The organism is Bradyrhizobium sp. B039, from assembly GCF_038965675.1.
GTDB lineage: Bacteria > Pseudomonadota > Alphaproteobacteria > Rhizobiales > Xanthobacteraceae > Bradyrhizobium > Bradyrhizobium diazoefficiens.
Genome location: NZ_CP152416.1, coordinates 1,319,300 through 1,344,597, shown reverse-complemented (window position 1 = coordinate 1,344,597; position 25,298 = coordinate 1,319,300). Strand labels below are relative to the sequence as shown.

The window sequence follows — 25,298 nt, the reverse complement described above, 5'->3', positions numbered from 1 at the left end:
ACGCTTTAGGTTGTTGTTTGAGCATGATCTTTTCGGTCACACTCTTCCGGATCATGCTCCCTTGCTCGAGGATTTTATCGATGCGCGCGCTTCTGGTTTGCTCCACGGCCCTTGTGGCGGCTCTGCTTGCTGTTTCGCCGGAGGTCGCATCCGCCCAGATGAAGCTGTCGCCAAAGGCGACGGTGCCGGGCGGCCCCGAGACGCGCTATTTCACCTCGATCGACGGGCTGATGGACGGCAATGCCGACGTGATCCTGAAGGAGACGCGCCAGGGCAAGACGGTCACGGCGGCCGTGCTCGACGTCTGTTATCCGGTCGCGAAAAATTCCGACCGCAAGGATCGCTTCGTCGTCAATCTCCAGGTCGCCGGCCAGACGCTGACCGGCACGACGCAGAGCCTCGGCGCGAAGGCGCCCGTCACCGTCAAGCTGCTGCGCAAGCCGACCGGAGACACTTTCGAATTCCGCGGCCAGATTGGAATCGGCCAGGCCGTGACCGAGGTCACCTCGCCCGACAATTCCGATCTCAGCGAGAAGGAGTTTCTGGACAACCAGACCTCCGACGACGGCATCACGCCGCAGCCGAAGGACTTCACCGACGTCTCGCCGGAGGCGATCGCGGTCAAGGTCAAGCTGGATGCCGCGACCGAGTTCCTGAAGAGCCTGAAGGGCCAGGAGGTCGAGGTGACGCTGGCGAGTCTCACCGTCGGCTGCGACGCGTTGCGCGCCGGCGAGCAGACCATCAACATGTCGGTCGACCCGGAGCGCGCCGGCGCGCTGCTGGCAAAATTCAAGGCGATGCCCGGCGTCACCGCCGCGGGCTGGACCGCAGGCATGACCGAGATGGACCGCACCATCCGCTTCGCCGCGGCCGACTGGCGCGACGGCGACAAGATCAACCGCGACAAGCTCGCAGCCGCCGTGGCGGGCGTGCTGGGCCGGACGCTCGCGGCAAAGCCGGTCTCGCAAAACTTCAACCCGGCCACCGGCAAGCTCAAGCTGGTCTTCAAGCGGCCGAACCAGGATTTCCCAACGCTCGATCTGACCGACACGATCGAGGTCGCAGGGCTCATCTCGCCGGACAAGCCCGGCACGACCGACAAGCTCATGCTCTGGATCGGCAGCCCCGCCACCACGACCGCCGACGAGAGCAGCGGCGCCAAGCTCAATCTCTCGGACGAAGCTTCGGCCGACGAGGAGGGCGACCAGCCCGACGACAACGGCTCGGTCGAGGCGCTCGCTAAGGAATTGAAGGGCCAGCGCTGGGACGCCGACAAGTCGGTGTGGAAATAGACGGAGACACCACCTCAACCCCGGCGAAGCCTTTGGCGTAGCCGGGTCGCGGGGTATGACAGCGAGGCTAATTGCCGTTCGCGCGGAAGCGCAGCGGCTTGGGGCCGAGAAGCGTCAGCACGTCGCCCTGGCGCTTCCAGGTCTCGACGCTGCCGAGCGCTGCGACGAGATCGTCGTCGGCCTGGGCCTTTGCCGGCGGGCAGGACCGGTCCTGGATCTGCCCGGGGACGAAGATCACGGTGTTGCCGGCGACCGAGAACTGGCCCTTGCCGCCCTTGCACCAGAGCTCCAGCACGACCTCGCCATTGTCTCCAATCTCGATGTTCGGAATCCGCTTCGAGCCCGGCTGCGGCGACGCCTCCAGCGTCAGTTCGGTGCCGAAGGGAAAACCATCCTCCGCACGCGCGACAGTGGACATCGCAAGCACTGCAACCGTCGCACACACCATATGCCTGAGCGAAACCATGAAACCTCTCGAGCGACCTGATTTGCCGCACCTTCTATAAGACGGCGGCGCCATTGAGAAGGTTCTCTCAGCACGGACGCAAAATCCCCGCGGGGGTGAACCCCGCGGGGATTTGCGTCGAAGTGGAGCCTGTTACTTCAGCACCATCGCCGTGAACGGCCAGACATAGGCCTGCAACGTCACGAGCACGCCGACGAGGCAGGCCAGCACGATTGAGTGCCAGAACACGAAGCGCAGGATCGTGCCTTCATGGCCGTACCAGTTGGTGGCGGTGGAGGCGACGACGATCGATTGCGCGTCGATCATCTTGCCCATCACGCCGCCGGAGGAGTTCGCCGCGCCCATCAGGATCGGCGACAGGCCGAGCTGCTCGGATGTGATCTTCTGCAAGTTTCCGAACAGCACGTTGGAGGCGGTGTCCGATCCCGTCAGCGCCACGCCGAGCCAGCCGAGCAGCGTACCGAAGAAGGGATAGAGCACGCCGGTTGCGGCGAAGGCGAGACCGAGCGTCGCATCGACGCCGGACAGGCGCGTCAGCGTGCCGATCGCGAGCATCGCCGAGATCGTGATCAGCGAGATCGCGCACAGCCGGATGGTGCGGGCGTACTCGGTCACGAGCTTGCCGGGACCGACGCCCATCAGGAAGCCGGAGATGATCGCCGCGATCAGCATGCCCGTACCGGTGAAGGACAGGTAGGTGAAGCCGAACACCGCGCTCTCCTTGGTCGGCCCTGGCGCGACCGGCGGCATCTTGTTGATCATCTGGTGCAACTCGGGAACGGGATAGTTCCAGGTGAAGATCGAGTTCGCCCAGGTCTTGAAGCCACCATTGCCCCAGACCAGCATCACGATGCAGACCATGATCCATGGCAGCAGCGCGCTGAAGAGTTCGCTTTGCGTCAGCGGTGTCTTGTCCAGCGGCTTTGCGGCGGCCATGGTGGAGGCCGATTCGTCGCGGCCGCGCAGCGCCGGCGACAGCCAGAGCTGCCTGGGCTGCCACACCTTCAGGAACAGGATCAGCGCGCCCATCGAGATCAGCGAGGCGCCGATGTCGACGATCCACGGATTGATGAAGTTCGAGATCACGAATTGCGGGACCGCGAACGACACGCCGGTGACGAGGATCGCCGGCCAAACGTCCTTCATGCCCTTCCAGCCTGCGAACGCCCACACCACCCAGAACGGCACGATCAGCGAGAAGAACGGCAACTGCCGTCCGACCATCGCGCCGAGGATGTAGGGATCGAGCCCGGTGACCGAGGCAAGGCCCTGGATCGGCGTGCCCAGCGCGCCATAGGCGACCGGCGCGGTGTTGGCGATCAGCGACAGGCCGGAAGCGGCGAGCGGCGAGAAGCCGAGGCCGATCAGCACCGCGCCGGTGATCGCAACCGGCGTGCCGAAGCCGGAGGCGCCCTCGAAGAAGGCGCCGAACGAGAACGCGATCAGCAGCAATTGCAGCCGCCGGTCCTCGGTGACGCCGCCGACCGCGCGCTTGAGCAATTCGAAGCGTCCGGTGGTCACCGTCACCTGGTAGAGGAAGATGACGTTGAGAACGATCCAGCCGATCGGGAAGAAGCCGGTCACGACGCCGAGGATCGAGGCGCGGATCGACATGTTCACCGGCATGGTGAAGACGAATATCGTGATCAGGTTGGCTACGATCACGGCGATGATGGCCGCGATATGCGCCTGGACGCGGCCGCTCGCGATCAGGACCAGCAGCGTGACGACGGGTACCGCCGCGGCGATCGTCGACAGCACAGGGTTGTGCAGCGGATCATAGATTTGATTCCACATGGTCTTCCTCCCCCACGCATGTGTGCCGCAGGCGGCCCGCGTGGACAGCCGAACCTGCTTGACGCTGGAAGCGATAACCCCCGAGCTGGACGCGAATTCCTCGCGAATGCGGCGGTTCCCGTCCGCTCACAAGCTCGCGAAGTCCCGAAGGCCCCCACCCCGCGCCGTTAAACCCCATGCTAGGGTTGCAAGCGCCGACAAGCCAACGCAAATTGCAGAACTTGCGACTTTAGTCTAAGCGCGCCCATTTCGGCCGTTGCCTCAGCCATTTGGCTCCAGGCATTTGTGCACATCCCCTCAGGAGACAGAGCTCTGTGAAGAACATCAGCGCCACGCTCGCGATCGTCTGGCGAATCGCCGTCCCCTATTTCCGATCCGAGGACAAATGGGTCGGCCGCGGCCTGCTCGCCGCCGTGATCGCGATGGAGCTGGCGCTGGTCGCGATCGACGTGCTCGTGAACCAGTGGCAGAACCGGTTCTACAGCGCACTGCAGGCGAGCGACTGGGACGCGTTCGTCACGCAGATCTGGATTTTCGTCGCCCTCGCCTCGATGTTTATCGCGCTGGCGGTCTACAAGCTGTACTTGAACCAATGGCTCCAGATCCGCTGGCGGCAATGGCTGACCCGGCACTATCTGGGCGAATGGCTGCAAGGCGCCACGCATTACCGCATGCAGCTCAAGGGCGATGCGGCTGACAACCCGGACCAGCGCATCACCGAGGACGTCAAGAACTTCGTCGAGCAGACCCTGACGATCGGGCTCGGCCTGCTCTCGTCGATCGTGACGCTGTTCTCCTTCGTGATCATCCTCTGGGGTCTCTCCAACGCCGCACCGCTGCACCTGTTCGGCACCGACCTCATGATCCCGGGCTATCTTTGCTGGGGCGCGCTGGTCTACGCGATCTTCGGCACCGCGCTGACGCACTGGATCGGCGCTCCGCTGGTCAACCTCAATTTCGAGCAGCAGCGCTATGAGGCCGACTTCCGCTTCCACCTCGTCCGCGTCCGCGAGAATTCCGAGCAGATCGCGCTGCTCAAGGGTGAAGGGGCCGAACGCGGCCGGCTCCTGGGTCGCTTCGGCCTTGTGATCGGCAACTGGTACGCCATCATGAGCCGGACCAAGCGCCTCACCGCGTTCACCGCGAGCTATCAGCAGGCCGCCGTGATCTTTCCCTATGTGCTGGTGGCGCCGGCCTTCTTCGCCAAGAAGATCCAGCTCGGCGACATGATGCAGACCGCATCGGCCTTTTCCAGCGTACAAGGCGCGTTGTCGTTCTTCGTCACGGCTTACCGATCGCTCGCGGAATGGCGCTCGATCGTCGCGCGTCTCGATGGCTTCGAGATGTCGGTCGATTCAGCCGCGAACCTGCCGGCACACGAGCCGGCGATCGCCCTCGAGGCCGCCGGCGGCGACCGCAATATCGACCTCGAGCAGCTCTGCGTGAACCTGCCCAACGGCACGCCGCTGGTCGCCGCCGGCGCCTTCGCCATCCAGGTGCCGGAGCGCGTGCTGGTGACGGGGCCGTCCGGCTCCGGCAAGTCGACGCTGTTCCGGGCCATCGCCGGCATCTGGCCGTTCGGCACTGGCACCATCGTCGTCCCTGAGAGGGCGAAATTGATGATGCTGCCGCAGCGCCCCTATTTCCCCGTCGGGGTTCTGCGCGATGCCGTGGTCTATCCCGCAGCGCCTGATACATTCGACGCCGCGCGCGTCCAGGACGCGCTGATCGCGGTCGGATTGCCCGACCTCGCCGAGCGGCTCGACGAGGACGGGCACTGGAACCGGATGCTGTCGCTCGGCGAGCAGCAGCGTCTGGGTCTCGCCCGCGCGCTGCTGCATGCGCCGGACTATCTGTTCCTGGACGAGGCCACCGCCTCGCTGGACGAGCCGTCCGAGGCCCGGCTGTACCGGCTGCTGACGGAGAGGCTGCCGCAAGCCGCCATCGTCTCGATCGGCCATCGCTCGACCCTCGATGCTTTCCATACCCGCAAGGTGACGATGGTGAAGGACGGCCAGATCCACGTCCTCGGCAAGAGCGGCGAGCCGGTCCAGGCGGAATCGACCGTGGCGCGCTGAGGCGCAAGACGATCGCTATCGTAGTCGAAGGACCTCGATAAGGGCCTTTCCTTGCGGCCCATCCTCCGCGACGCCCGCCTTTGGCGGGCCGTCAGGATGAGGTCGGACTTCGCGGCAAAATCCCAGATCCTCATGGTGAGGAGCGCCGCCCTTGCGGCGCGTCTCCCGGACGATGCTTCGCATCGCCTAGAAAACCATGAAGGCCCGGCACGATCGCAGCGCTCCAGGCCGCAAAAAGCAAAAGGGCGGCAGATTGCTCTGCCGCCCTCAGCAAGTCGTTTCGGGAAGAAACTTACTTCAGGTTGGTCATCGCCGTCAGGTCGAACGACAGCTTGGCGATGCCGGCCGCGCCGCACCAGTTGGAGCCAGCGCCGCTCGGGTTGATCGGGGTGACGTTGGTGGTGCCGGTGGCATTGAAGGCGCTGGTGAAGGCGTTGCAATCACCCTTGTTCAGGTCGGTGTCGGAGTAACGCAGATCCAGCGTGAACACCTTGTAGGTGAAGCCGATGCCGACGTTCCAGGTGTTGTAGTCCTTGTAGGGAATACCGTTGGCGAAAACGGTGCCGGCGCCGGTGCCGTAGAAGGCGTCCGAGGTGCCGAACCACTGGCGGCCGAACTCACCCGACACGTACATGCCGACGCCCGAGGGACCGAAGACCGTGCTGGGCGCGGTGTACTTGGCAGTCACCGACGCGTAGTTGCCCCAGGCACCCGAGTTCAGGAAGTTCGGCGAGTAGTACTCGTTCACGCCGACGGCCCAGTTGTCGTTGATGGTGTAGTTCAGCTTGGCATAGCCTTCGAAGAAGCTGACGTTCTTCTTCATGACGTTGCCGTCGGCGAGGAAGATCGTGGTGGTGCTGACGGCGCAGACGTTGCCGCCGGGAACGCCGCCGGTGAGCACGTTGTCGGCGCAGCTTCCGCCCGGATACAGGTAGCCCCAGATACCGAAGTCGAAGGCGAAGGCGCCGAAGGTCGGGCGGATACCGCCGTAGACGTCGACTTCAGCCGCAGCGCGGTTGGCGAAGGAGATGCTCTCCGCGGACACACCGGCGTAAAGCTGGAGGTCCTTGGTGACGTTGTAGCGCGGCTCGAAATAAGCGGCGACCGACGGCTGGTGGTTCGACTGGGTCACGCCGCGAAAGATGTAATCGCTGACGAGCGCACCGCCGAAGGCGATGTCCCAGGGGTCGAAGGCAGCGACCGGCGGGGCCTTCTTGGCCTTCACCGCCATATCCGCCGCGAAAGCCGAACCCGTCGTCACAATTGCCAGCGCCGTTGCCAACAAAGCCACTTTTTTCATTTCGATCCCCATCACCAGTTCTCACCTAGTCGGTTTCCCGGAAGCCCCCCGGGGCGTACGACCCAACATCAAAAATTCATGACTGCGGCAATCTGGATCGGAGGATGTGAACCGTGAAGCAAAAAACGCGGGCATCTGCTGACTTTTTAGGCGTTCTGACGATTTCACGAAAGGTTGTCTGCCTGTGTGGCTTCTCGATCACATTATTTGCCCTCCAAAGGGCACTGGAGGACGGGGTTAGTACGGAGACCCGCAGTACCGTGCTCCGCGCGCTACGAATCGGACTGGCGCCAGGGAATGGCGGCCTCCGGCAGCCACAGCCGCGATGCAGAAAGGCCGCAGCGTCGCCGCCGCGGCCCTCCTGCTGTCGATCGTGGTCGTTGGGTTGAAGCCAGCCCTGGCCCAGCCCCTGGCCTGACCGCGGGCCTGACCTTAGGCCTAACCCTGCCCCTCGGCCGGCGTCGGTTCCGCAGAAGACGAAGGCATCGCCCAGCTTGTCTCGGCGACAGGCTCGGGAGCCGGAGCTGCCACCGGCGCTGACGGCTTCGGCGCGGGAGCTGCCTTCGCCTTCTTCGGTGCCGCTTTCTTCGCAACCTTCTTGGCGGCCTTCTTCGGTGCAGCCTTCTTTGCAGCTTTCTTGGCCGACTTCTTCGGTGCGGCCTTCTTAGCGGCCTTCTTGGCAGATTTCTTCGCTGACTTCTTGGCTGCCTTCTTCGTCGCCTTCTTCGCGGTCTTCTTCGCCGCTACAGCCTTCTTGGCCTTTTTTGCCTTCTTGCTTTTTTTCTTTTTCGCTTTCGCCATCGTGGTCCTCCTGTTGCCGCCGAACAATGGTCGATCGGACGTCTTTCCGCCGTCACCTCCGGACGAAAGCTCAGCTCGACGCGTTCAATGCCGGCCGCGACCCGCCCGTAGCCCAATCGAGAAGCTCAATCGTGTGTACGACCGGAACTGACGTGCCACTGGCAATCTGCACCATGCAGCCGATATTGCCCGCGGCAATCATGTCCGGCTTGACGCTCGCGATGTTGGCGACCTTGCGATCACGCAACCGGCCCGCAAGCTCGGGCTGGAGAATGTTGTAGGTCCCCGCCGAACCGCAACACAAATGGCTCTCGGGCACATCTTTCACCACGAATCCATTCTTGGAAAGCAATTCTTTCGGAAGGCCCGTGATTTTCTGCCCGTGCTGCAACGAACAGGCGGAGTGATAGGCGACGACGATGTTGTCGCCTATCGCAGTGGTCGCGAGATCGAGGCCGGCAACATATTCGGTGATGTCCTTGGCAAGCGCGGACACCTTCGCCGCATCGGCCGCGAACGCAGCGTCCTCGCGCAGCAGATAGCCGTAGTCCTTGATCACGGTGCCGCAGCCGGACGCCGTCACCAGGATGGCGTCGAGTCCCTCGCCGGCCGCTTCCGCCCGCCATGCCGCGATATTGGCGCGAGCCCGCGCCAGCGCATCGTGGTCGTTGCCGAGGTGATGGGTCAGCGCGCCGCAGCATTGCTCGTCCCTGACCAGGACGACCTCGATGCCGTGGCGGGTGAGAAGACTGATGGCAGCCTGGTTGATGCGCGGCGCCAGCACCTGCTGCGCGCAGCCCTGGAGCAGCGCGACCCGGCCGCGCTTCTTGCCGAGCGCCGCGAACACGCTGCCCGGGAGGGGGCCGGGCGACGGCAGCCGGTTCGGGGCCAGCGCCAGCATCGCCTTGAGGCGCTGGACCAGGCCCGGTGTCGCCGAGGGCCGCGGCGTCGGCAGGAATACGGCGAGCGGACGGGCCAGCCGCGCCAGCCACATGCTGGCGCGGAAGCGCTGCGGGTCCGGCAGGACGAAGGCCAGCACCTGGCGCAGCAGCCGCTCGGTGAGTGGCCGCTGATAGCGTTGCTCGATCCTGACCCGGGCCTGGTCGACGAGGTGCATGTAGTTCACCCCGGAGGGGCAGGTCGTCATGCAGGCCAGGCACGACAGGCAGCGGTCGACATGCTTGACCACCTCGGCCGTCGGCGTCTGGTCCTTCTCCAGCATCTCCTTGATCAGATAGATGCGGCCGCGCGGGCTATCGAGCTCGTCGCCGAGCAGCACATAGGTCGGACAGGTTGCAGTGCAGAAGCCGCAATGGACGCAGGCGCGCAGGATCTTGTCGGCCTCCGCGATATCGGGATCGGCAAGCTGCGCCAGTGAGAATTCGGTCTTCATGCCGCAGCGCCCCGCGTCAGCCGTCCCCGGTTGAGAATGGACTTCGGATCGAAACCGGCCCGCACCCGCTCGCTCAGGGCGGCGATGCCTGGCGCTTGCGGATGGAACACATCGACGTCGCGCCTGACATCCTCTGCCGCCCGGATCAGCATGGCATGCCCGCCGACCGCATTCGCACGCGCGCGCACGGCCGGTTCATGCGCGTCGCCCTTCGGCGGCAGTGCGGCCCAGATCAATCCGCCGCCCCAGTCGTAAATCACGTCGCCGCCGGTCTCGCGCGCCAGCTGGGTCCCGAGCGCCGCACCTGACGCCGGCGGACAGACGATCCGCCACACCGGCCAGGCGCCCAGCGCGCCGCCGGCCGCGAACGGCAGGACATCGCGGACGGTCGCCCACAGTGCCGCCGACGATGCGTCCTCGACCAGGGCCGCGGTTCCGAACGGCGCCAGCAATTCGCGCAGCGAACCGGCGCGGTGGGCGGCTGAAGCGGTAATGCCTTCGAGCCGCAGCACGGTCAGCGCTTCGCCCTGGCCCGCGATGTCGCCGAGCCCGTCGATCTTCGCCCGGAACGCGGATTTCGGCAGGTGGGCGGCGCCGGACACGTCGAAGGGCGAGCCGAGCGCCGCGGTCATCGCCTTGTTGGCGGCGGCATCGTCGAGCCCGCGCAGCAGCAGCGTCCGCTCGGCCTCCGGCTTCGGCATCACCTTCAGCGTGACCTCGGTCATCACCGACAGCGTGCCCCAGGAACCGGCCAGAAGCTTGCAGAGGTCGTAGCCGGTGACGTTCTTCACCACCTTGCCGCCGGTCTTGAAGCTGTCGCCGAAACCGGAGACGGCGTGCGCCCCGAGCAGGTGGTCACGCGCCCCGCCCGCCCTGATGCGCCGCGGGCCGGCGAGGCCCGCCGCGATCATGCCGCCGATGGTGCCTGATACGGGCGTGCCGAGCAGCGGCGCGGTGTTCATCGGCTCAAAGGCGAATTGCTGGTTCTTGGCATCGATCAGCGACAGCACGTCGGCCAGCGGCGCACCGGCCTCAAGCGTCACGATCAGCTCGTTGGGCTCGTAGGAGGTGACGGCATTGAGCGCGGAGACGTCGAGCACGGCGTTGGTCGCCATCGCGTGGCCAATGCTGCGCTTGCTGCCATGACCGATGATCTCGAGCGGCTGCTCGTTGGCAATCGCCGCGCGCACCACCTCTTCGACGTCTTTGGCGTCTCTGACCTTGAGCGTATCCACGGGAAAAGGCGGTAGCGAAATTCGCCGCCAAAATCAAATGCAGCGTGACGCGGCGACCACCCAGCCGTGCAATGCCAGTGCGGCGTGCGACGAAACTCCATCAGGCCGGCTCCGCGACATCCGACAACAACGGTTCGATAAAGATCGAAGCGTTCACGACATCGACACTTCGATCACCGGCGAACCAAAGCCGACAGGCCATCGCTACAAGCTTGCGCCGATCGCGATCGAGCCCAACCGACGGAGACACACATGGAGCGATCGACATATGCGCGGCCGGCGCCGCGCGTCCACGAAACATTCAGCCGCAGGTCGGTGATCACCGCCTTCGGTGCCGTCCTGGCGATCTATCTCTCGCCGTGGACGTCGTCATCTCAAGCCCAGCAGCAAGGAGGAAAGACCATGAACCACTATGCCACGCAGAAATCCCTCAGCGACGCCGTCGACGGCGGCGGCCTGCTCGTCGTCGCGCAATGGGAGGCCAAGCCCGGCGAGGCCGACAAGGTCGCCGCGATCCTCGACCGCTTCCTGCCCGAGGCGCAGCGCGAGGACGGCGTCAAGCTGTTCCTGATCTCACGCGCCAGGGAGAATCCGGCCCAGTTCCTGTTCTACGAGCTGTTCCGCGACGAGGCCGCTTTCAAGGCGCACCAGGAGAGCGGGCACTTCAAGACGTACATCGCCGGCGAAGCCCTGCCGCTACTGGCAAAGCGCGAGCGGGCGCAATACGGGCTGCTGTAAGCGTTTCGGAGGGAAGAGGTTTGCATCGCAAGCCCCTTCCCTCCGCGCGAGCGCCTAGAACCGCGGAATGTCCGGAAACGCCAGCTTGCCCGCGTGCACGTGCATGCGGCCGAGCTCGGCGCAGCGGTGCAGGGTCGGAAACACTTTTCCGGGGTTGAGCAGGCCCTGCGCGTCGAAGGCGCATTTCAGCCGCTGCTGCTGGTTGAGGTCGATCTCGCTGAACATCTCCGGCATCAGATCGCGCTTCTCGATGCCGACGCCGTGCTCGCCGGTGAGCACCCCGCCGAACTCGACACAGGCGCGCAGAATGTCAGCGCCGAAGGCCTCGGCCCGCTCGATCTCGCCGGGCTTGTTGGCATCGTAGAGGATCAGCGGGTGCAAATTGCCGTCGCCGGCGTGGAACACATTGGCGCAGCCGAGCTGGTATTTTTCCGATAGCTCGCGGATGCGCGCCAGCGCCTTCGGCAACGCACCGCGCGGGATGGTGCCGTCCATGCAGAGATAGTCGGGCGAGATGCGGCCGACGGCCGGAAACGCGGCTTTCCGGCCCGCCCAGAACAGGTTGCGCTCGGCCTCCGAGGTCGAGATCTGGCAGGTGGTCGAGCCGCAGGCATTGGCGATGGTCTCGACGCGCGTGATCAGCTCGTCGACCTCGATCTTGGGACCGTCGAGCTCGATGATGAGCAGCGCCTCGACGTCGAGCGGATAGCCGGCATGGACGAAGGCTTCCGCGGCGTGGATCGCGGGCTTGTCCATCATCTCCATGCCGCCGGGAATGATGCCGGCGCCGATGATGCGTGCCACGCATTCGCCGGCCGCTTCGACCTCCGCGAAGCCGACCATCAGCGCGCGCGCCGTCTCCGGCTTTTGCAGAATGCGCACCGTGATCTCGGTGATGACGCCGAGCAGACCTTCGGAGCCGGTGATGACGCCCATCAGGTCGTAGCCGGCGTTCTCGCACCCCTTGCCGCCGATCCGCAGGATCTCGCCGCTCATCAGCACGATCTCGCAACCCAGCACGTTGTTGGTGGTCATGCCGTATTTGAGGCAGTGCACGCCGCCGGAATTCTCCGCGACATTGCCGCCGATCGAGCAGGCGATCTGCGAGGACGGATCGGGCGCGTAATAGAAGCCGGCATGCGCGACCGCCTGGCTGATCGCCAGATTGGTGACACCGGGCTCGGTGACGACGACGCGGTTGTCGAAATCGATCTCGCGGATGCGCTTGAACTTGCCGAGCCCGAGCAGCACGCCGTCTTCGAGCGGCAGCGCGCCGCCGGACAGCGAGGTGCCGGAGCCGCGCGGCACCACCTTGATGCCCTGCCTGGCACAATATTTCAGGACGAGCGAGACCTGCTCGGTCGTATCGGGCAGCACCACGACCATCGGCGGCTGGCGATAGGCGGTCAGCCCGTCGGATTCATAGGCCCGCATCTCGGCGGCGCTGTCGATCACGCCTTCGCCTGATACGATTGCGCGCAAGGCGGCGACGATCTCGCTGCGACGCGCCAGCACTGCCTGGTCGCTTGCGGGCATCATGATGGCCATATTACGAAGCCTTCGTCCGACGGAGGGAATTGTCCCGGCAAATCAATCATGTCTTGCCGTCTTTGGGTAGGTCCTCCGAAGGTCGCATTGCATTGTTGCAGCGCAAGTTCTCTCTGGGGCAAGTCTGCTATCAGGAAACCTGTCAAGGATTCGCGGCTTGTCCACTTGCCCTGGACCTGCCAAAACCACGACCCTCCATCTGACCCGGGAAGAGACGAAGAGCACCCTTATGACAAAACTGACTTTCGGCGCGCTAGTTGCCCTCGCCATGACTGCCGCAGCGTCCACCGCCATGTCTTCCAAAGCGATGGCGCAGGACGCCGCCGCGGGCAAGACGTCGTTCAACAAGTGCCTGGCCTGCCACGCAATCGGCGAAGGCGCCAAGAACAAGGTCGGCCCCGAGCTCAACGGCCTCAACGGCCGCAAGTCGGGAACTGCGCCGGACTACAGCTATTCGGATGCGAACAAGAATTCCGGCATCACCTGGGACGAAGCCACGTTCAAGGAGTACATCAAGGACCCCAAGGCCAAGATCCCCGGCACCAAGATGGCGTTCGCCGGCATCAAGAACGAGACCGAGATCAACAATCTCTGGACCTTTGTCTCGCAGTTCGACAAGGACGGGAAGATCAAGCAGTAAGCGCGCGAGAGGCGGCCGCCAGAGCTTCGGTTCTGATTGAAGCAGAGCCGAAGCTCCGGCTTCTTGTTTGGACGCGTTTTCTTCACGCGAACCGGTATCCGCTTCGCTCGAAAACGCTTCAGTCGGCGGCCGCCTGCGCGGGCACGATTTTCCCGATCATCGTCTCGATCTCCGTCTTCACCAGATCCGGCACGGCGTTCTGCACCATGTGGCCGAGATCGGGCAGCACGATCAGCTTTGCATTCGGCACCTGAGCTGCGAACGGGCGCGCGTGGATATTGGTCTTCACCGTCTTGTCGGGCTCGCCGGCGATGATCGTGACCGGGGCCGATATTTCGCCATAGCGCGCGGCTTGCCCAGCCACCGACGCCTTCAACGTCACCAGATCATAGGCATTGGCGATGAACTCGCGCGGCCGCAGCAGCAGCGGCGTCGCGGAGTGCTGCACGAAACCATCGGGCATGGTCTGCGGCAGGAACACGTTGCGCGCGCCGGACTCGGCGACGAAATACCCGAGCGGCAGCGTGATGGTGTAGGCGAGCAACGGGCCGATCACGGGCATCGCGATGAGCTCGTTGTAGCGGCCGACGCCGCCGCGCCAGGGATGCGTGACGGGCGCCAGCATCACGAGGCCGGCGACGCGGCCCCGATGATCGAGCGCGAGGCGCGCGCCGAGCGCCCCGCTCCAGGAATGCACGACGAACACCGCACGATCGATTCCGAGCTTACGAAGCGCCTCGTCGATCATCCGCGCCTGGATCTGCGGCGTCGAATCCTGCCGCCGCGCGCGCGTGCTCCAGCCATGGCCGGGACGGTCGATCAGGATGACGCGATGGTCTTTTGCCAGGAGATCGCCGAGCGGGCGTCGCATCGCTTCGAGATTGGAGCTCGCGCCGTGCAACATCACGACCGGCAGGCCTGAATCGCGCGGGCCGATGTCGACGACGTGAAGCGTCGCGCCATCGACCTCGATCATCCGGCCCTGTGGCGGAAAGGCGCGTTGCACGGCGACGATTCCGGCCTGCGTGACCAGCGCCAGCAGAACCAGCGCCGTCACGACTGTCATCACGATCATGGAGAGAATCCGGACGTAATAGGGCACCTGGCAATTACGGGCGTGGCACGCGGCAGTTTCGCCCCAGGCGCTTCAGCACTTCCACCGGAAATGAGGGGCTGTGGATATGTGCATAATCGAGAGCCAGAAAAACTCAATAGAATCAATCTAATTCCTGATTGCGCGCAAGCTTCGGACCAGCTTCATGCGGTCGTCATAGCGGTTTCCATATAATCGCCATGGTCGGTTCCGCCATTTAGGCGCGGGTGGGCGCCGATCCTCCTCGCGACCTCAGGGGATGCGGGACAGGCCGGCAGGATTTGTCCTGATTTGAACCGGAGAATTTCGATGAGCTTCAGATCGAACGACACTGCAATCGACGAGATTGTCGCAAGCTGCAACGGTGACCTGCGCGGCGCCGTGCGGGCGCTGCTCCTGATCAACGAGCATCTCGAGGCGGAGCTCGCCAGGGCTTACGCCGCAGCGGCCGATCGCGGCCTCGCCGAGCGCGGCGGCGCCGCCCTGCATTAGGTTGCGGGCCGGACCTAGTCCGTCTTGTCCGCGTCCTTTTCGTCGTCGGGACTGACCGCGGGACAGGCGCGGATGGTCGAGCGGGCGAGCTTGGCGTCGGCCCTGGACTTGTAGGGACCATCGCCGAACCAGATGTCGCCGATGATGACCGGATTGCTGGTCACGATGTTGCATTTGCCGGTGGCGCGGTTGCCGACCACCCAGAACAGTCCGTCGGCGAGACTCACCGTTCCCGACGCGAGCAACAAGCTACCCGCAAGAATCAAACGCTTCATGGCTTTGCTCCTGCCATGCAGGTAGGCCTGCGGCCGCATTGACGATACCCCAGCTCATGCGACGCGTGTGATCGTGGTTAATCCGCGTGCGCCGCAATCGCTCGGGAAATGATCAAACTATCCCTTTGCGCTGGCGCGGCCCTTCGGGTCCGGATCGTGCTCTAGATGTCGCGGCCTTCGACCTTTTCGGTCAGCGCCTTGACCTGATCGGGGATCTTCTCGAGGTGCGGATTGACGGCGAGCGCCTTGCGGTAGGCCTCGAGCGCGCGCTTCTCGTCGCCGACCTCCTGCATGATCATGCCGAGCCCCGCGAGCGCGCCGAAATGGCGGGGTTCGCGGATCAGCACTTGCTGGATGTCGGCGAGCGAGCGGCCGTAGTCGTTCTGCATGTAGTAGAGCGTGGCGCGCCGGTTCCAGGCCTCGATGTAGTCGGGTCTGAGCTTGATGACCGAATCCAGCAGCTTGATCGCGACGTCGATCTTCTGCGCGTCGACCGCGGTCTTGGCCCGCGCCATCAGCAGCGAGGCGGTATCGCTCGGGGTCTGGAGCCAGATCGCCCAGATCCGCGCCTCGACATGCTTGGCGCTGACATCGTCGGGCGCCGCCTTCAGCGCGCCGAACAGGAAATCGAGATTTTTGGTGCGATCGACCTTGGGCAGCTTGGCCGGCGCTTCGGGAAGCTTCTTCTGCTTGCCGGGCGGGGACGGCGGCTCAACCTGCTGCGCCGCGGCCGGAGCGAGGCCGGCGGTTCCCAGGGCAAGGGCCAGACACAGGGTGCGCGCGAAAACGAATCTCACTGCCAGGACTCTCACTGCCATGACCGAAGTCTAGACGCGTAAAGCCGCCCTTGCAAAGCAAAGGCGGCGTCAAACTCGTGTGAGACCGTGGTCTTGCGGGGCGCGCGGGGCGTCCGGCAGGGCTAATCAGCCCTGGCGAGCCTTGAAGCGGCGCTGCACCTTGTTGATCACATAGACCCGGCCCTTGCGGCGGACCAGGCGGTTGGCGCGATGGCGACCGCGCAGCGATTTCAGCGAGTTACGGACCTTCATGGCGGAATCCTGAACGTTCGAAAGGCCGTGTTCGGCACTACCGTTTCGGCACGCGCGAATGTGGCAAAATGAGATTTTTCCCGCTGGCGGACGACCGCCCGGGACGGGGCGGTTCTTAAGGCATGGCGGGAGGTCATGTCAATGTTAACTGCCCGGTCCGAACCGGCAAATTCGCGAAAACAACCCCATGCGCAGTAGAAGCGGCCGGATCGGCCCGATCTGCCGCATCAGAGGCCAGGCACGGCAAAGACTTTTGCGGGCTGCGGTTTTGCTTCCAGCGAGCCTTGCCAAATTCGTTATATCATATAATCAATTTGGCAACCCGTCGGGAGGAAACCAATGCCGAAGCTGAAGCTGCCCAACATCGACGATGTCGTCGCCATCGACATCCACACCCACGCCGAAGAGCCCTGCGGCTGCCACGCCGACGACGGCTATGACGACTTCCAGGCGCAGATGGCGGAGTACTTCAAGTCGCCGAACAAGCATCCGCCGACCGTGCCGGAGACCGCGGCCTACTATCGCTCCAAGAACATCGCCGCCGTGATCTTCCCGGTCGACGCCGAGCGCGAGACCGGTTTCCGCCGCTACAACAATTACGAGATGCTGGAGGTCGCCTCCGATCATCTCGACGTCCTCATCCCGTTCGTCTCGATCGACCCGCACAAGGGCAAGCTCGGCGCGCGCGAGGCGCGCAAGCTGATCGAGGAATACGGCGTGCGCGGCTTCAAATTCCATCCGACCATGCAGGGCTTCTACGCCAACGACCGCATGGCCTATCCGCTCTACGAAGAGATCAACAATGGCGGCGCCATCGCGCTGTTCCACACCGGCCAGACCGGCGTCGGCTCCGGCATGCCCGGCGGCATGGGGATGCGGCTGAAATATTCCAACCCGATGTACATGGACGACGTCGCGGCGGATTTTCCCGACCTCAAGATCATCCTCGCCCACCCCTCCTTCCCCTGGCAGGAAGAAGCGCTGTCGGTCGCGACCCACAAGCCGAACGTCTACATCGACCTGTCGGGCTGGTCGCCAAAGTACTTCCCGCCGATCCTGGTGCGCTACATCAACTCGATTCTCCAGGACAAGATGCTGTTCGGCTCGGACTGGCCGGTGATCACGCCGGACCGCTGGCTGTCGGACTTCGCCAAGATCGACATCCGCGACGAGATCCGGCCGAAGGTGCTGAAGGCCAACGCGCGCAAGCTTTTGGGCATCTAGCGCGGACGCTGAGAAGGCCGCTGGCGTGTCAGGGCAACGCTCGAGCTGCCGACGGCAAGGAGACCGCCTGACGACGGTCTCCGGAAGTTCACCGCGTCTGATCAGGCAGCTCGCTTGAAAGCCTCCCGCGCCGCCTCGTTGGCACGATCAAAGGCAAGGCGGGTCTCCGCCAGGGCCGCCATGAGTGCGGACCATGAGTGGGTCCCCGCCTCTCTGAGCTTCTCCAGTTTTTTCTCCGCCTCGATTGCATCGGCATTCATGCGCTTCAGGGCTGCGTCGATGTCGCCGCGGCGCTCGGACGCAAAGTTCTTGGCATCGCTGCCGAGCTTGTCGGCGGCTTCGCGCCACGCCTTGAGCTGCGCTTCGGCCTGAAGCTTGAACGTCGCCTGCTGCTGCTCGATCTGCTTGCCGAAGCTTTCGACGTATTTTCCGGCCTCGGTCTCGAACACGCGCCAATCGGCTTCCATCCTTGATTTTGCCTGGGTCCAGGCGGCCTCGCCGACCTCCGACTGCTTCTTCACGGTGTCGCGGAATTCGTCGCGCTGCTTGCAGAGATCCGCCAGAACCTTCGTGGCCTTCTCACGCGCATCCGACTGCACCTCGGAAGCCCGGGCTTCGAGCGAGGTCACCGTTGCTTCCATTTCGTCAAGACGCTCCTTGGCCCAGTTGGTGAAGAAATTGATGTTGTTTTGCGTGACCATTGCTTCGTGTCCATGGTTCGAATGGTACCGCCCCAGTTTCCCGACTAACACGCTGCGCCACGCGCGTTCTTGACGTGAGTCAAGCAACGTCGCCGAGCTGATGAGGGCTTCGATGCCGAGGACAGAAACCCTCACTTGCCAGATCAAGCGCCAGCCCGGGACTCAAGGATTTGTAGGTCGCGAGCGGCGCCTGCGCCATTGCCGGGTGCGCGAGCATCAACAGGACGGTGGCCGCAAGCAGGGTGCGAGCGAGCATGGTTTCTCCGACGTGAGCTGGTCGACGTCGACTTTAATCTAGGGCGTGTACTCTTAACGCGCAGAAGTCCGGTCTTGAAGGCTTAGCGGAAATGTTCCGCTCGGTCAGCGCATTGCCGCTGATGACCCGATTGAGACATCCTCTTGACAGTCGGGCGATGAAGAACGCGGTCTGTCGGCTGAGCCATCAAAGGCCCATGTACGCCCAAGAGGGAGTACCACCATTTTTCTATCGCGATTGGCGGCCATGGGGTTGTTATCGTCTTGTCGGAAATGGCAAAAACCCTCACCCTTGGTTCGGCCAGTTCATTCCGACATTGCTTTGATGAAAAGCTAGGAGGGAACATGCGCAAATATGTCCGTGGTACCTTCGTCGCCGCGCTAGGTCTTGCTTTTATCGGTGCGGCCCTCAGACCAATTGCAGCAGAAGAGCCTTACAAGGCTCAGCTCGACGCGTTGCGCAAATCGCTGGAGAAATATCAGGACTACAAGGTAGCCGTGCGCGACCTCTACCTGTCGACGGTGGGCTGCGTGCACTATTCTGGCGAGAAAGTTCCGCACCACATGGAGTATGCCAAAGGCGCTATGGGAGTGCACTTTGCCAATGTCACAGTGCAGGGCGCTCCCGATCCGATGAAGCCCAACGTATTGATCTACGAACCTGTGGGCAAGGAATTGAAGCTCGTGGCTGTTGAGTGGTTGGTGCCTCTAACGGCAGATACCAAGCAGCGCCCCTCTCTCTTCGACCAACCCTTCATGGGCCCGATGGAAGGACACTGGCCGCTCATTCCAAAGGAGTTTGTGCATTATGATCTGCATGCCTGGTTGTTCAAGGACAACCCGCTCGGCATGTTTGCGCCCACCAACCCGAATGTTAGCTGCGAGGGCTACGACTTTTCCCTGCTGGAAGAGCCGACCATGATGGTGCCGGGCCCATAAGCCAATCGCGAGGTCGGCTTCTGGCCCATCAGCGAAGTGGTAGCACGCCTCATTGAGGTCCGTTCAATGGGGCATAGCGGACTGAGCTTGCTCACGTTGAGTTTTTCGCGTTTTGACCCCACAGAAGGCACGGCATCGGGCCGGGCAGATGTCGGCCTCGACCCGCTTCGGACATCGCGGTTTGGCAAACAGGGCAGTAAGACTCCCGGGCGCATCACGAGGCAATATGAGGCGGCGGGAGTTCATCGGGCTGGTTGGTGGTGCAGCTGCTTCGTCGGTTGTGGCGCAAGCAAACTTTTTCCGCTTTAGCGGGCGCTAAGCGGGATGGGCAAGTAATCTTATGCTCGTCGGTTGCTACTTTTGCTGAACGCGGCTGAGATAATCGACAACAGCGAGGATGCGTTTTCGCACGACGACTTCGGGGCTTTGCTCCGGCCCGGCCATCTTCCAATAAGACGGATCAACATAGTGAGGCAAGTTGACAATGGGGTTGAATCGTTCCCCCCAAATTGGCATCTCACGAGTGCCGTGAGCAGGAATTGTTTTCGATCCATCTATGGTTTCATAGACAGCGTTCGTGGGAAAGACCCCGTTGTTGTTCTTGGCCAACACCGTCAAATCGGGAGGCGGGATCTTGAGCTGGTCGCTGACCGGTCCTTTGCCCTTTGCATCCGCGCCATGACAACTCGCGCACGAAGACTGAAATTCTGACTTGCCGATGTCGAGGTCTTCAGCCTGAGCCGCGGCAGCGAAAGCAGCGGTAAGGCCGGCAATTATCAACCAACCACACTTTACCATGTCGCGCTCCGACGCTGGCTAGAAAGGCTTTACTACTAGCCGCTTTGCGCTCCGACAGATTGACGCATATCAAGACTGGCTTCCGGCTTAGGCTTGTGAAGGCTCTGGGAGTGGCATGCTTTCGCCGGCTGATCGGACTTAAGAGCCCGCGCCCTAGAGTGATGCCGTGCTCGCCGATCTCGCGCTGCTCTGCTACCACCCGCATGGTCTGGGCGCGTCCGCCGTTCGGTCGCTATCGGGGATAGATCGGACATGGAGCGGATAACCCATGTCGGTCGCAAATGACCCATTGCAGAAGTGAGGTGGTTATTGGGGTGATCTCCGGCCGATACTATAGGCCGTCGTTCTCCAACGCCTTTAAGCGATTGCGGCAACCTCAGCTTAACCAAGGACATGAGCGGTAAATTCACCAGCGCGCTCTACCCAAAGTGGGCTTTGGTTGAACGCCTCAAGAAGCGTTGAGCAGAGGTGAAGGTGCGCATGGAACTACAAGCGGCAAGGCCTCTCTTCAAGACGATCGGCTTCGTATTCGGGTTGTTCTGTCTTCTTATGGCCTATGCTTCGAGCGTTCGTCTTTACGAACACGTGCTGGGGGCCCTCTCCATGCCACAGCACGGGATAAGCGTTGTGCTCGACATCGGCGGGAATGTCCTCCTTTTAGCCATGAGTTGCTTCGGGGTGATTGCGGTATTGCTCATCGGCCGAAGGAGGTTGGACGGAGTTATCGGAAACTGGCCCTATGTCCTTCCTGCCGTCTTGGTCGCTGTATTTTGCGCGACGATGGCCGCTACGTTGGGCGCCGGACGAATGACCTGGGTTCTTCCTGCGGCCAGTCTTTTCGGCCTCGTCGGGCTATGGGCCGGATGGAGTGTTCTCAGACAGCATGGATTGCCGATCACTGCCCGCGTCTCGGACGTGTCCCTGATCCGAAGACAGAACGAGACCAGTCAATGACGGGGCATCCCGAACGTACGTCCGGTTGTGGCCCTTCGCGTCAGTTAGCGCAGTGGCACAATATGTCTGAAGTTGGGGGTAGATCAGAGGTAGCTTGACCGACCGCTAAACGACACGAATGACCCGTTGCGGACCTCGGACACCCGGATTAAAAATTGGACATTGAGGCCAAGCCGTCGGCCTCAAGTGGACGCCGCAAAGGCTAACCTATACCGCACCCGACACCGACGAAATGCCATCAAGAAGACAGCTTATTGCGGACGCGATGGTCGTTGATGGTCGAGGGCGCGTCTTTGTGCAAAGGCGCTCATCGACGCGTCGCTTGTTTCCCGGGTGTTGGGACTTAATCGGCGGGCACGTCGAAGACGACGAGGACGTTCTTTCTGCTCTGCGCCGCGAAATACATGAGGAGACAGGCTGGCACCTCAAAAACATCGTTCTTGAGCTAACACCTAAGTATTGGAGCTATGGGCCGACACCCTACGAAGAACGACAGTTCATCGTGACCGTCGACGGGGACCTCACAAATCCAGCTCTGGAAACCGACAAAGTGTCAGAAACTCTCTGGGTTGATCGCGCGAACGTGGAGAAGCTCAAAGAGAACCGTAAGCCGGAAGACCAATTGATCTACAATTCGGTGGTGGAGGCTCTGAAAGCTCTGGAGACAGTGCGGCCTCGGATATGAGATTGTCGTTGCGACTTGCTCCGCAACTGCGACGTCCGTTGTTGGCCCAACGCGGAAGTCATGCGACGTCCGCTTTCGCGCCGCTATCGGGGGCATAGCGGACGTCTAACGGCGTCCCGATTAATGAGTACACGCGCTAGTTCAGCGCACCGTATGTCAGGTCGTCGAATACGGTGACACTGTCGGCCTTGGTCCACAAGCCGATCATGCCGGCGTCCCTGATCGATTCGTCCTCGACCTCGAACATCGGCTTGCCGTCATACGTCACCTTGAATAGCTTTCCCGCGAATTCGCAGCGTAGGGAATGCCATTGACCTGATGGCACCGATACCTTGACGCCATAGCCGCCTTTCCGGCCGACGATATCGAGCGCGCTGCGAACACCCTTGATCGTCTTGTAGAGCACGACATTGTCTTCAAGCGCGTTGGCCCGCACGACATAGTAATTGTCGGCATCCCTTGCGCGCCAGACAAGACCGGCCGCACGATCCTCGGAGCCTGCGATCGCCTTGAACTTGACCTCGACGAACCCGTTCAGGATGCTGGTGCCGTTCCTGAGCGCCACTGGAAACGTCGCCTGACCGGATTGTTTCAGGACGTTCGGCTTGCTTGGCGCCGTCGACTCCGCCTCGACCGTCCATTTGGGCTGGCCACGACCCGTCTTCGTCAGAGTCCAGCCTTCGGGCGCTGCGCCGGTTGCTGCGTTGTCAAAATTTACAGTGTCTGCCATCGCGTTTCCTTCCACCGACAATAGGAACAACGCCGCCCCCAAGAGCGCTACGCTCATTCTTCGCACGACGTCTAAGCTTCCCGCCTGTATTGATCGTACAGGGTTGCAGCGTTGTCCCATTTGATCGCTTCCATGTAGATGTCGACATACTTCGCGGCCGCGGCGCCATAATCCATGTGATAGGCGTGCTCATACATGTCGAGCACCAGCACGGGGCGTCCGCCGGCCAGCGTCGTCGTGTGGTCGGCGGCCCACTGATTGACCAGCCGCTTGTCGCGCGGTGAGTAGGAAAGAATCACCCAGCCGGAGCCGCCGCCTTCGGCCTTGCCCATGGCGGAGAACTCCGCGCGCCACCGCTCCATGCTGCCGAAATCGCGCGCGATCGCCTCGGCAAGTGCTGTGCTCGGCTTGCCGGCACCGCCGAGCCCGTCGAAATAGATTTCATGGAGGATCATCGAGTTTGACGCGACGAGCTCCTCGCGCTTCAGGCCGTTGATGACGAAGTTCGGAGCTTTCGCGAAGTCGAGCTCGGCGAGTTGCGTTCCGATCGCGTTCAGTCGCTTTACGGCGCCGACATAGTTATTCTCGTAGTGACTGACGAGCACCTTCTCCGAGATGCCGGCAATGGATTTCGGATCGAACGGCATCGGCTTGGGCTGGTATGTCATTGGCTTGGCTCCTGTTGGCTGATTGGCTTGCGCAAGGGCTTGCGTCCCCGCGAGTAGTGCGGTCGACGCCGCGGCGGCCCCCACGCCCCTGATGAAGTCTCGGCGGTCGGTATTCGTGGTCATGAAGTCCTCCACTTGATCGTCGTCCCCAGCGTCCCCCGCGTACTCGCTAGCTCTTGGTGCTCGCCGTCTTGTCGCGTGCGCAAATAGACCGCGCGGTCCTCGTCGATACGGACATCGACGAGGACGGCGCGCTGGCGGCACCAATTGACGGGACAATTTCTGTGATGAGATCGAGATGAAAGCAGACATGCAGCGTCCTTGGTGACCAGGACGCGATACTTGGGCATGTCGCCTCGCGGGGAGATCGCAGATCCCCGTGCCTCGAATTAAGCGCCTGCCGGCGGCAGTGTCAATCTGCTGCGCGAGGCCGCCGGGGTGACGATTTCTTGAAGAAGGTTCCGATCTTGTCGCGCACCGGGCCGTTTCGGTATTGTCCGTGCGCCTCCCGCAAAGATCCCAAAGGAGCGAGCCAATGAGCCTCAAAGCCGTCGTCTTCGACGCCTACGGAACGCTCTACGACATCCAGTCGGTCGCTGACATCACCGAGGATGCGTTTCCGGGCTACGGCGAGATCATCACGCAGGTCTGGCGCATCAAGCAGCTCGAATACACGTGGTTGCGCTCTCTGATGCAGCGCTACCAGGACTTTGACGCGGTCACGCGCGACTCACTCGCCTATACGCTGCGCATCCTTGGGCTCGCTTATGAGCGCGAGGAATTCGAGCGCGTGATCGAAAAGTATCTGCATCTCGATCTCTATCCGGATGCAACAAGCGCGCTTGCGGCCTTGAAGCCCCGACAACTCGCCATCCTCTCCAACGGCAGTCCGGACATGCTGAACGGGCTCGTGCGCAACACCAAGCTTGACCGCCTGCTCGATGCCACCATCAGTGTCGATGCCAAGAAGGTCTTCAAGCCGAGCCCGGCGGCCTATGAGCTGATCGGCGAGGTGCTCGCTACCAGGCCTGACGAGGTTCTGTTCGTCTCCTCCAATCCCTGGGACGTCGCGGGCGCGAAGTCGTATGGCTTGAACGTCGCATGGATCGAGCGGGTGACGCCCGAGGCGATGGCGCTGGCTTGCGTCGAGAACGAACTCGTGGCACCGCTGACGATGTTCAAGGCGATCCGCACCCAGATGGACGAGCTTGGCTTTGCGCCGGACCACCGCATCCGCGCACTCTCCGAGCTGCCAAGTATCATCTGAGGTAGGTACGCCGCCCGCCCGCCCGTGAGACTGGAATGAGCCTGGAATCCGTTCGCGCCTTCTTCGCCGAGAAAGCCCCCGACATCTCCGTCATCGAATCCCCGATCAGCTCCGCGACCGTGGCGCTGGCGGCCGAGGCCTATGGTGTCGAGCCGGGGCGAATCGCCAAGACGCTGTCGTTGCGGATCGGCGAGCGCGTCATCCTGATCGTCGCCGCCGGCACCTCGCGCATGGACAACAAGAAGGTGAAGACGCAGTTCGGCGGCAAGCCGAAGATGCTGGGGCTGGAAGAGGTCGCCGAGATCACCGGCCACGAGGTCGGCGGCGTCTGTCCGTTCGGACTGAAGGCGCCGCTGCCGGTCTATTGCGACGTATCGCTGAAGGCGTTCGACGTGGTGGTGCCGGCCGCAGGCTCGACTCACAGCGCGGTGCGCATCACGCCCGAGCGGATGGCCGAGCTGACCGCGGCCGAATGGATCGATGTCTGCGAAATCAGGCCTTAAGAGACGTTAATCGTCCTCATCGTAAGGCCGCGGCTGCGGGGGCGGCGGCGCAGCATTGTAGCGCGGGGGCGGCACCGCCCGCCCTCGCGGGACCGGCTGCTGCGGCTGCATCTGGTTGTTGGATTGGAACACCGCACGGCAGGCGCTGGAGAGCTGGGGCGTGTTCTGCTGCAAGCAAGCCGTGATGCGGCTCACGTCCGGAATCTGGTCGCTGCACAGGCGCCACACATCCGGTGTGCAGGCCATCTGCTGTTCCATGGTTCCGCGATATTCTTCGGCGAATGCTGCGCCTTGCGCGACGATGCCGCCAATCGCGAGCGCCACACCCAGCGCAATCCGCTCTGTTCGCATGTCTCGATTCCTTCCAGAGTTTCTCG

The 25,298-nt window shown here is 62.9% G+C and carries 27 protein-coding genes; 11 read left to right on the top strand and 16 right to left on the bottom strand.

Annotated features, from left to right (window positions below):
* Positions 1–80 precede the first annotated feature (80 nt).
* Complete coding sequence (locus tag AAFG50_RS06220) at positions 81–1,292, top strand: hypothetical protein (protein ID WP_028174611.1); 1,212 nt, start codon at positions 81–83, stop codon at positions 1,290–1,292.
* Positions 1,293–1,359: 67 nt separating this feature from the next.
* On the opposite strand, the gene AAFG50_RS06215 is transcribed toward AAFG50_RS06220, so the two are convergent.
* Both AAFG50_RS06215 and AAFG50_RS06210 read right to left on the bottom strand, forming a co-directional pair.
* The gene (locus tag AAFG50_RS06215) at positions 1,360–1,758 is read right to left on the bottom strand and encodes an META domain-containing protein (protein WP_028174610.1); all 399 of its coding nucleotides are present in this window, start codon (positions 1,756–1,758) and stop codon (positions 1,360–1,362) included.
* 132 nt (positions 1,759–1,890) lie between these two features.
* Positions 1,891–3,555, bottom strand: a complete 1,665-nt coding sequence (locus AAFG50_RS06210) for an L-lactate permease (protein WP_011090268.1) — start codon at positions 3,553–3,555, stop codon at positions 1,891–1,893.
* A 314-nt stretch (positions 3,556–3,869) separates the two neighbouring features.
* On the opposite strand from AAFG50_RS06210, the gene AAFG50_RS06205 reads away from it, so the two are divergent.
* The gene (locus tag AAFG50_RS06205; RefSeq protein ID WP_028174609.1) at positions 3,870–5,633 is read left to right on the top strand and encodes an ABC transporter ATP-binding protein/permease; all 1,764 of its coding nucleotides are present in this window, start codon (positions 3,870–3,872) and stop codon (positions 5,631–5,633) included.
* 292 nt (positions 5,634–5,925) lie between these two features.
* On the opposite strand, the gene AAFG50_RS06200 is transcribed toward AAFG50_RS06205, so the two are convergent.
* The 4 genes from AAFG50_RS06200 to AAFG50_RS06185 form a co-directional block, all read right to left on the bottom strand.
* Complete coding sequence (locus AAFG50_RS06200; RefSeq protein WP_342714153.1) at positions 5,926–6,933, bottom strand: TorF family putative porin; 1,008 nt, start codon at positions 6,931–6,933, stop codon at positions 5,926–5,928.
* A 438-nt stretch (positions 6,934–7,371) separates the two neighbouring features.
* Entirely contained in the window at positions 7,372–7,734 is a 363-nt protein-coding gene (locus AAFG50_RS06195; protein ID WP_049832533.1) for a hypothetical protein, read from the bottom strand.
* A 70-nt stretch (positions 7,735–7,804) separates the two neighbouring features.
* Positions 7,805–9,127 (bottom strand): glycolate oxidase subunit GlcF, encoded by a 1,323-nt coding sequence (gene glcF, locus AAFG50_RS06190; protein ID WP_028174607.1) that lies wholly within the window; start codon positions 9,125–9,127, stop codon positions 7,805–7,807.
* Positions 9,124–10,362: an FAD-binding protein gene (locus AAFG50_RS06185; protein WP_028174606.1), complete on the bottom strand. Its 1,239-nt coding sequence runs from the start codon at positions 10,360–10,362 to the stop codon at positions 9,124–9,126. Before AAFG50_RS06185 ends, glcF begins: the two co-directional genes overlap by 4 nt.
* Before the next feature lie 252 nt (positions 10,363–10,614).
* On the opposite strand from AAFG50_RS06185, the gene AAFG50_RS06180 reads away from it, so the two are divergent.
* Positions 10,615–11,100: an antibiotic biosynthesis monooxygenase family protein gene (locus AAFG50_RS06180; RefSeq protein ID WP_074077533.1), complete on the top strand. Its 486-nt coding sequence runs from the start codon at positions 10,615–10,617 to the stop codon at positions 11,098–11,100.
* 54 nt (positions 11,101–11,154) lie between these two features.
* On the opposite strand, the gene AAFG50_RS06175 is transcribed toward AAFG50_RS06180, so the two are convergent.
* A complete protein-coding gene (locus AAFG50_RS06175) occupies positions 11,155–12,648 on the bottom strand; it encodes an FAD-linked oxidase C-terminal domain-containing protein (RefSeq protein ID WP_028174604.1) in 1,494 nt (497 codons plus the stop codon).
* Positions 12,649–12,877: 229 nt separating this feature from the next.
* Here AAFG50_RS06175 and cycA point away from each other — a divergent pair, with 229 nt between their 5' ends.
* Positions 12,878–13,288 (top strand): cytochrome c-550 CycA, encoded by a 411-nt coding sequence (gene cycA / locus AAFG50_RS06170; RefSeq protein WP_011090276.1) that lies wholly within the window; start codon positions 12,878–12,880, stop codon positions 13,286–13,288.
* Positions 13,289–13,406: 118 nt separating this feature from the next.
* Here the strand turns inward: cycA and AAFG50_RS06165 are convergent, their stop codons facing one another.
* Positions 13,407–14,363, bottom strand: a complete 957-nt coding sequence (locus tag AAFG50_RS06165) for an alpha/beta hydrolase (protein ID WP_028174603.1) — start codon at positions 14,361–14,363, stop codon at positions 13,407–13,409.
* Between the two features lie 327 nt (positions 14,364–14,690).
* Here AAFG50_RS06165 and AAFG50_RS06160 point away from each other — a divergent pair, with 327 nt between their 5' ends.
* Positions 14,691–14,873 (top strand): hypothetical protein, encoded by a 183-nt coding sequence (locus AAFG50_RS06160; RefSeq protein WP_028174602.1) that lies wholly within the window; start codon positions 14,691–14,693, stop codon positions 14,871–14,873.
* Positions 14,874–14,887: 14 nt separating this feature from the next.
* Here the strand turns inward: AAFG50_RS06160 and AAFG50_RS06155 are convergent, their stop codons facing one another.
* The 3 genes from AAFG50_RS06155 to ykgO all read right to left on the bottom strand — a co-directional run bounded on the left by AAFG50_RS06155 (position 14,888) and on the right by ykgO (position 16,197).
* Positions 14,888–15,148, bottom strand: a complete 261-nt coding sequence (locus tag AAFG50_RS06155; RefSeq protein WP_028174601.1) for a hypothetical protein — start codon at positions 15,146–15,148, stop codon at positions 14,888–14,890.
* Between the two features lie 161 nt (positions 15,149–15,309).
* The gene (locus AAFG50_RS06150; RefSeq protein WP_028174600.1) at positions 15,310–15,951 is read right to left on the bottom strand and encodes a tetratricopeptide repeat protein; all 642 of its coding nucleotides are present in this window, start codon (positions 15,949–15,951) and stop codon (positions 15,310–15,312) included.
* A 120-nt stretch (positions 15,952–16,071) separates the two neighbouring features.
* Positions 16,072–16,197 carry a type B 50S ribosomal protein L36 gene (ykgO, locus tag AAFG50_RS06145; RefSeq protein ID WP_006611362.1) on the bottom strand — a complete coding sequence of 42 codons (126 nt, stop codon included), beginning with the start codon at positions 16,195–16,197 and terminating at the stop codon, positions 16,072–16,074.
* 339 nt (positions 16,198–16,536) lie between these two features.
* Here ykgO and AAFG50_RS06140 point away from each other — a divergent pair, with 339 nt between their 5' ends.
* Positions 16,537–17,421 carry a 4-hydroxyphenyl-beta-ketoacyl-CoA hydrolase gene (locus tag AAFG50_RS06140; protein WP_011090280.1) on the top strand — a complete coding sequence of 295 codons (885 nt, stop codon included), beginning with the start codon at positions 16,537–16,539 and terminating at the stop codon, positions 17,419–17,421.
* A gap of 101 nt (positions 17,422–17,522) precedes the next feature.
* Here the strand turns inward: AAFG50_RS06140 and AAFG50_RS06135 are convergent, their stop codons facing one another.
* Positions 17,523–18,269, bottom strand: a complete 747-nt coding sequence (locus tag AAFG50_RS06135; RefSeq protein WP_311996655.1) for a hypothetical protein — start codon at positions 18,267–18,269, stop codon at positions 17,523–17,525.
* Between the two features lie 453 nt (positions 18,270–18,722).
* On the opposite strand from AAFG50_RS06135, the gene AAFG50_RS06130 reads away from it, so the two are divergent.
* The gene (locus tag AAFG50_RS06130; protein WP_028174598.1) at positions 18,723–19,316 is read left to right on the top strand and encodes a hypothetical protein; all 594 of its coding nucleotides are present in this window, start codon (positions 18,723–18,725) and stop codon (positions 19,314–19,316) included.
* 354 nt (positions 19,317–19,670) lie between these two features.
* On the opposite strand, the gene AAFG50_RS06125 is transcribed toward AAFG50_RS06130, so the two are convergent.
* Positions 19,671–20,114 carry a cytochrome c gene (locus AAFG50_RS06125; protein WP_011090283.1) on the bottom strand — a complete coding sequence of 148 codons (444 nt, stop codon included), beginning with the start codon at positions 20,112–20,114 and terminating at the stop codon, positions 19,671–19,673.
* Positions 20,115–20,594: 480 nt separating this feature from the next.
* On the opposite strand from AAFG50_RS06125, the gene AAFG50_RS06120 reads away from it, so the two are divergent.
* Together AAFG50_RS06120 and AAFG50_RS06115 are read left to right on the top strand one after the other, a co-directional pair.
* Entirely contained in the window at positions 20,595–21,068 is a 474-nt protein-coding gene (locus AAFG50_RS06120; RefSeq protein ID WP_131727850.1) for a hypothetical protein, read from the top strand.
* A gap of 265 nt (positions 21,069–21,333) precedes the next feature.
* The gene (locus AAFG50_RS06115) at positions 21,334–21,753 is read left to right on the top strand and encodes an NUDIX domain-containing protein (RefSeq protein WP_198046589.1); all 420 of its coding nucleotides are present in this window, start codon (positions 21,334–21,336) and stop codon (positions 21,751–21,753) included.
* Positions 21,754–21,889: 136 nt separating this feature from the next.
* Here AAFG50_RS06115 and AAFG50_RS06110 read toward each other — a convergent pair whose 3' ends face one another.
* Together AAFG50_RS06110 and AAFG50_RS06105 are read right to left on the bottom strand one after the other, a co-directional pair.
* Positions 21,890–22,483, bottom strand: coding sequence for a hypothetical protein (locus tag AAFG50_RS06110; RefSeq protein WP_231166625.1), 594 nt, complete (start codon positions 22,481–22,483; stop codon positions 21,890–21,892).
* Between the two features lie 71 nt (positions 22,484–22,554).
* Positions 22,555–23,151, bottom strand: a complete 597-nt coding sequence (locus AAFG50_RS06105; RefSeq protein ID WP_028173935.1) for a Fe-Mn family superoxide dismutase — start codon at positions 23,149–23,151, stop codon at positions 22,555–22,557.
* A 535-nt stretch (positions 23,152–23,686) separates the two neighbouring features.
* Between AAFG50_RS06105 and AAFG50_RS06100 the strand changes: the two genes are divergently transcribed.
* Together AAFG50_RS06100 and AAFG50_RS06095 are read left to right on the top strand one after the other, a co-directional pair.
* The gene (locus AAFG50_RS06100; protein ID WP_028173934.1) at positions 23,687–24,418 is read left to right on the top strand and encodes a haloacid dehalogenase type II; all 732 of its coding nucleotides are present in this window, start codon (positions 23,687–23,689) and stop codon (positions 24,416–24,418) included.
* Between the two features lie 35 nt (positions 24,419–24,453).
* Positions 24,454–24,921: a YbaK/EbsC family protein gene (locus AAFG50_RS06095; protein WP_011090290.1), complete on the top strand. Its 468-nt coding sequence runs from the start codon at positions 24,454–24,456 to the stop codon at positions 24,919–24,921.
* 6 nt (positions 24,922–24,927) lie between these two features.
* On the opposite strand, the gene AAFG50_RS06090 is transcribed toward AAFG50_RS06095, so the two are convergent.
* Positions 24,928–25,272 carry a hypothetical protein gene (locus AAFG50_RS06090; RefSeq protein ID WP_011090291.1) on the bottom strand — a complete coding sequence of 115 codons (345 nt, stop codon included), beginning with the start codon at positions 25,270–25,272 and terminating at the stop codon, positions 24,928–24,930.
* Positions 25,273–25,298: the final 26 nt, after the last annotated feature.

Coding starts and splice junctions, on each gene's coding strand:
- ykgO (WP_006611362.1), bottom strand. CDS start 16,197: ATGAAGGTCCGTAACTCGCTGAAATCGCTGCGCGGTCGCCATCGCGCC.
- AAFG50_RS06165 (WP_028174603.1), bottom strand. CDS start 14,363: ATGATCGTGATGACAGTCGTGACGGCGCTGGTTCTGCTGGCGCTGGTC.
- AAFG50_RS06180 (WP_074077533.1), top strand. CDS start 10,615: ATGGAGCGATCGACATATGCGCGGCCGGCGCCGCGCGTCCACGAAACA.
- AAFG50_RS06125 (WP_011090283.1), bottom strand. CDS start 20,114: ATGGTAAAGTGTGGTTGGTTGATAATTGCCGGCCTTACCGCTGCTTTC.
- AAFG50_RS06200 (WP_342714153.1), bottom strand. CDS start 6,933: ATGAAAAAAGTGGCTTTGTTGGCAACGGCGCTGGCAATTGTGACGACG.
- AAFG50_RS06215 (WP_028174610.1), bottom strand. CDS start 1,758: ATGGTTTCGCTCAGGCATATGGTGTGTGCGACGGTTGCAGTGCTTGCG.
- AAFG50_RS06120 (WP_131727850.1), top strand. CDS start 20,595: ATGGAACTACAAGCGGCAAGGCCTCTCTTCAAGACGATCGGCTTCGTA.
- AAFG50_RS06115 (WP_198046589.1), top strand. CDS start 21,334: ATGGTCGTTGATGGTCGAGGGCGCGTCTTTGTGCAAAGGCGCTCATCG.
- AAFG50_RS06130 (WP_028174598.1), top strand. CDS start 18,723: ATGCGCAAATATGTCCGTGGTACCTTCGTCGCCGCGCTAGGTCTTGCT.
- cycA (WP_011090276.1), top strand. CDS start 12,878: ATGACAAAACTGACTTTCGGCGCGCTAGTTGCCCTCGCCATGACTGCC.
- AAFG50_RS06210 (WP_011090268.1), bottom strand. CDS start 3,555: ATGTGGAATCAAATCTATGATCCGCTGCACAACCCTGTGCTGTCGACG.
- AAFG50_RS06100 (WP_028173934.1), top strand. CDS start 23,687: ATGAGCCTCAAAGCCGTCGTCTTCGACGCCTACGGAACGCTCTACGAC.
- glcF (WP_028174607.1), bottom strand. CDS start 9,127: ATGAAGACCGAATTCTCACTGGCGCAGCTTGCCGATCCCGATATCGCG.
- AAFG50_RS06105 (WP_028173935.1), bottom strand. CDS start 23,151: ATGACATACCAGCCCAAGCCGATGCCGTTCGATCCGAAATCCATTGCC.
- AAFG50_RS06195 (WP_049832533.1), bottom strand. CDS start 7,734: ATGGCGAAAGCGAAAAAGAAAAAAAGCAAGAAGGCAAAAAAGGCCAAG.
- AAFG50_RS06090 (WP_011090291.1), bottom strand. CDS start 25,272: ATGCGAACAGAGCGGATTGCGCTGGGTGTGGCGCTCGCGATTGGCGGC.
- AAFG50_RS06160 (WP_028174602.1), top strand. CDS start 14,691: ATGAGCTTCAGATCGAACGACACTGCAATCGACGAGATTGTCGCAAGC.
- AAFG50_RS06220 (WP_028174611.1), top strand. CDS start 81: ATGCGCGCGCTTCTGGTTTGCTCCACGGCCCTTGTGGCGGCTCTGCTT.
- AAFG50_RS06175 (WP_028174604.1), bottom strand. CDS start 12,648: ATGGCCATCATGATGCCCGCAAGCGACCAGGCAGTGCTGGCGCGTCGC.
- AAFG50_RS06110 (WP_231166625.1), bottom strand. CDS start 22,483: ATGGCAGACACTGTAAATTTTGACAACGCAGCAACCGGCGCAGCGCCC.
- AAFG50_RS06095 (WP_011090290.1), top strand. CDS start 24,454: ATGAGCCTGGAATCCGTTCGCGCCTTCTTCGCCGAGAAAGCCCCCGAC.
- AAFG50_RS06155 (WP_028174601.1), bottom strand. CDS start 15,148: ATGAAGCGTTTGATTCTTGCGGGTAGCTTGTTGCTCGCGTCGGGAACG.
- AAFG50_RS06140 (WP_011090280.1), top strand. CDS start 16,537: ATGCCGAAGCTGAAGCTGCCCAACATCGACGATGTCGTCGCCATCGAC.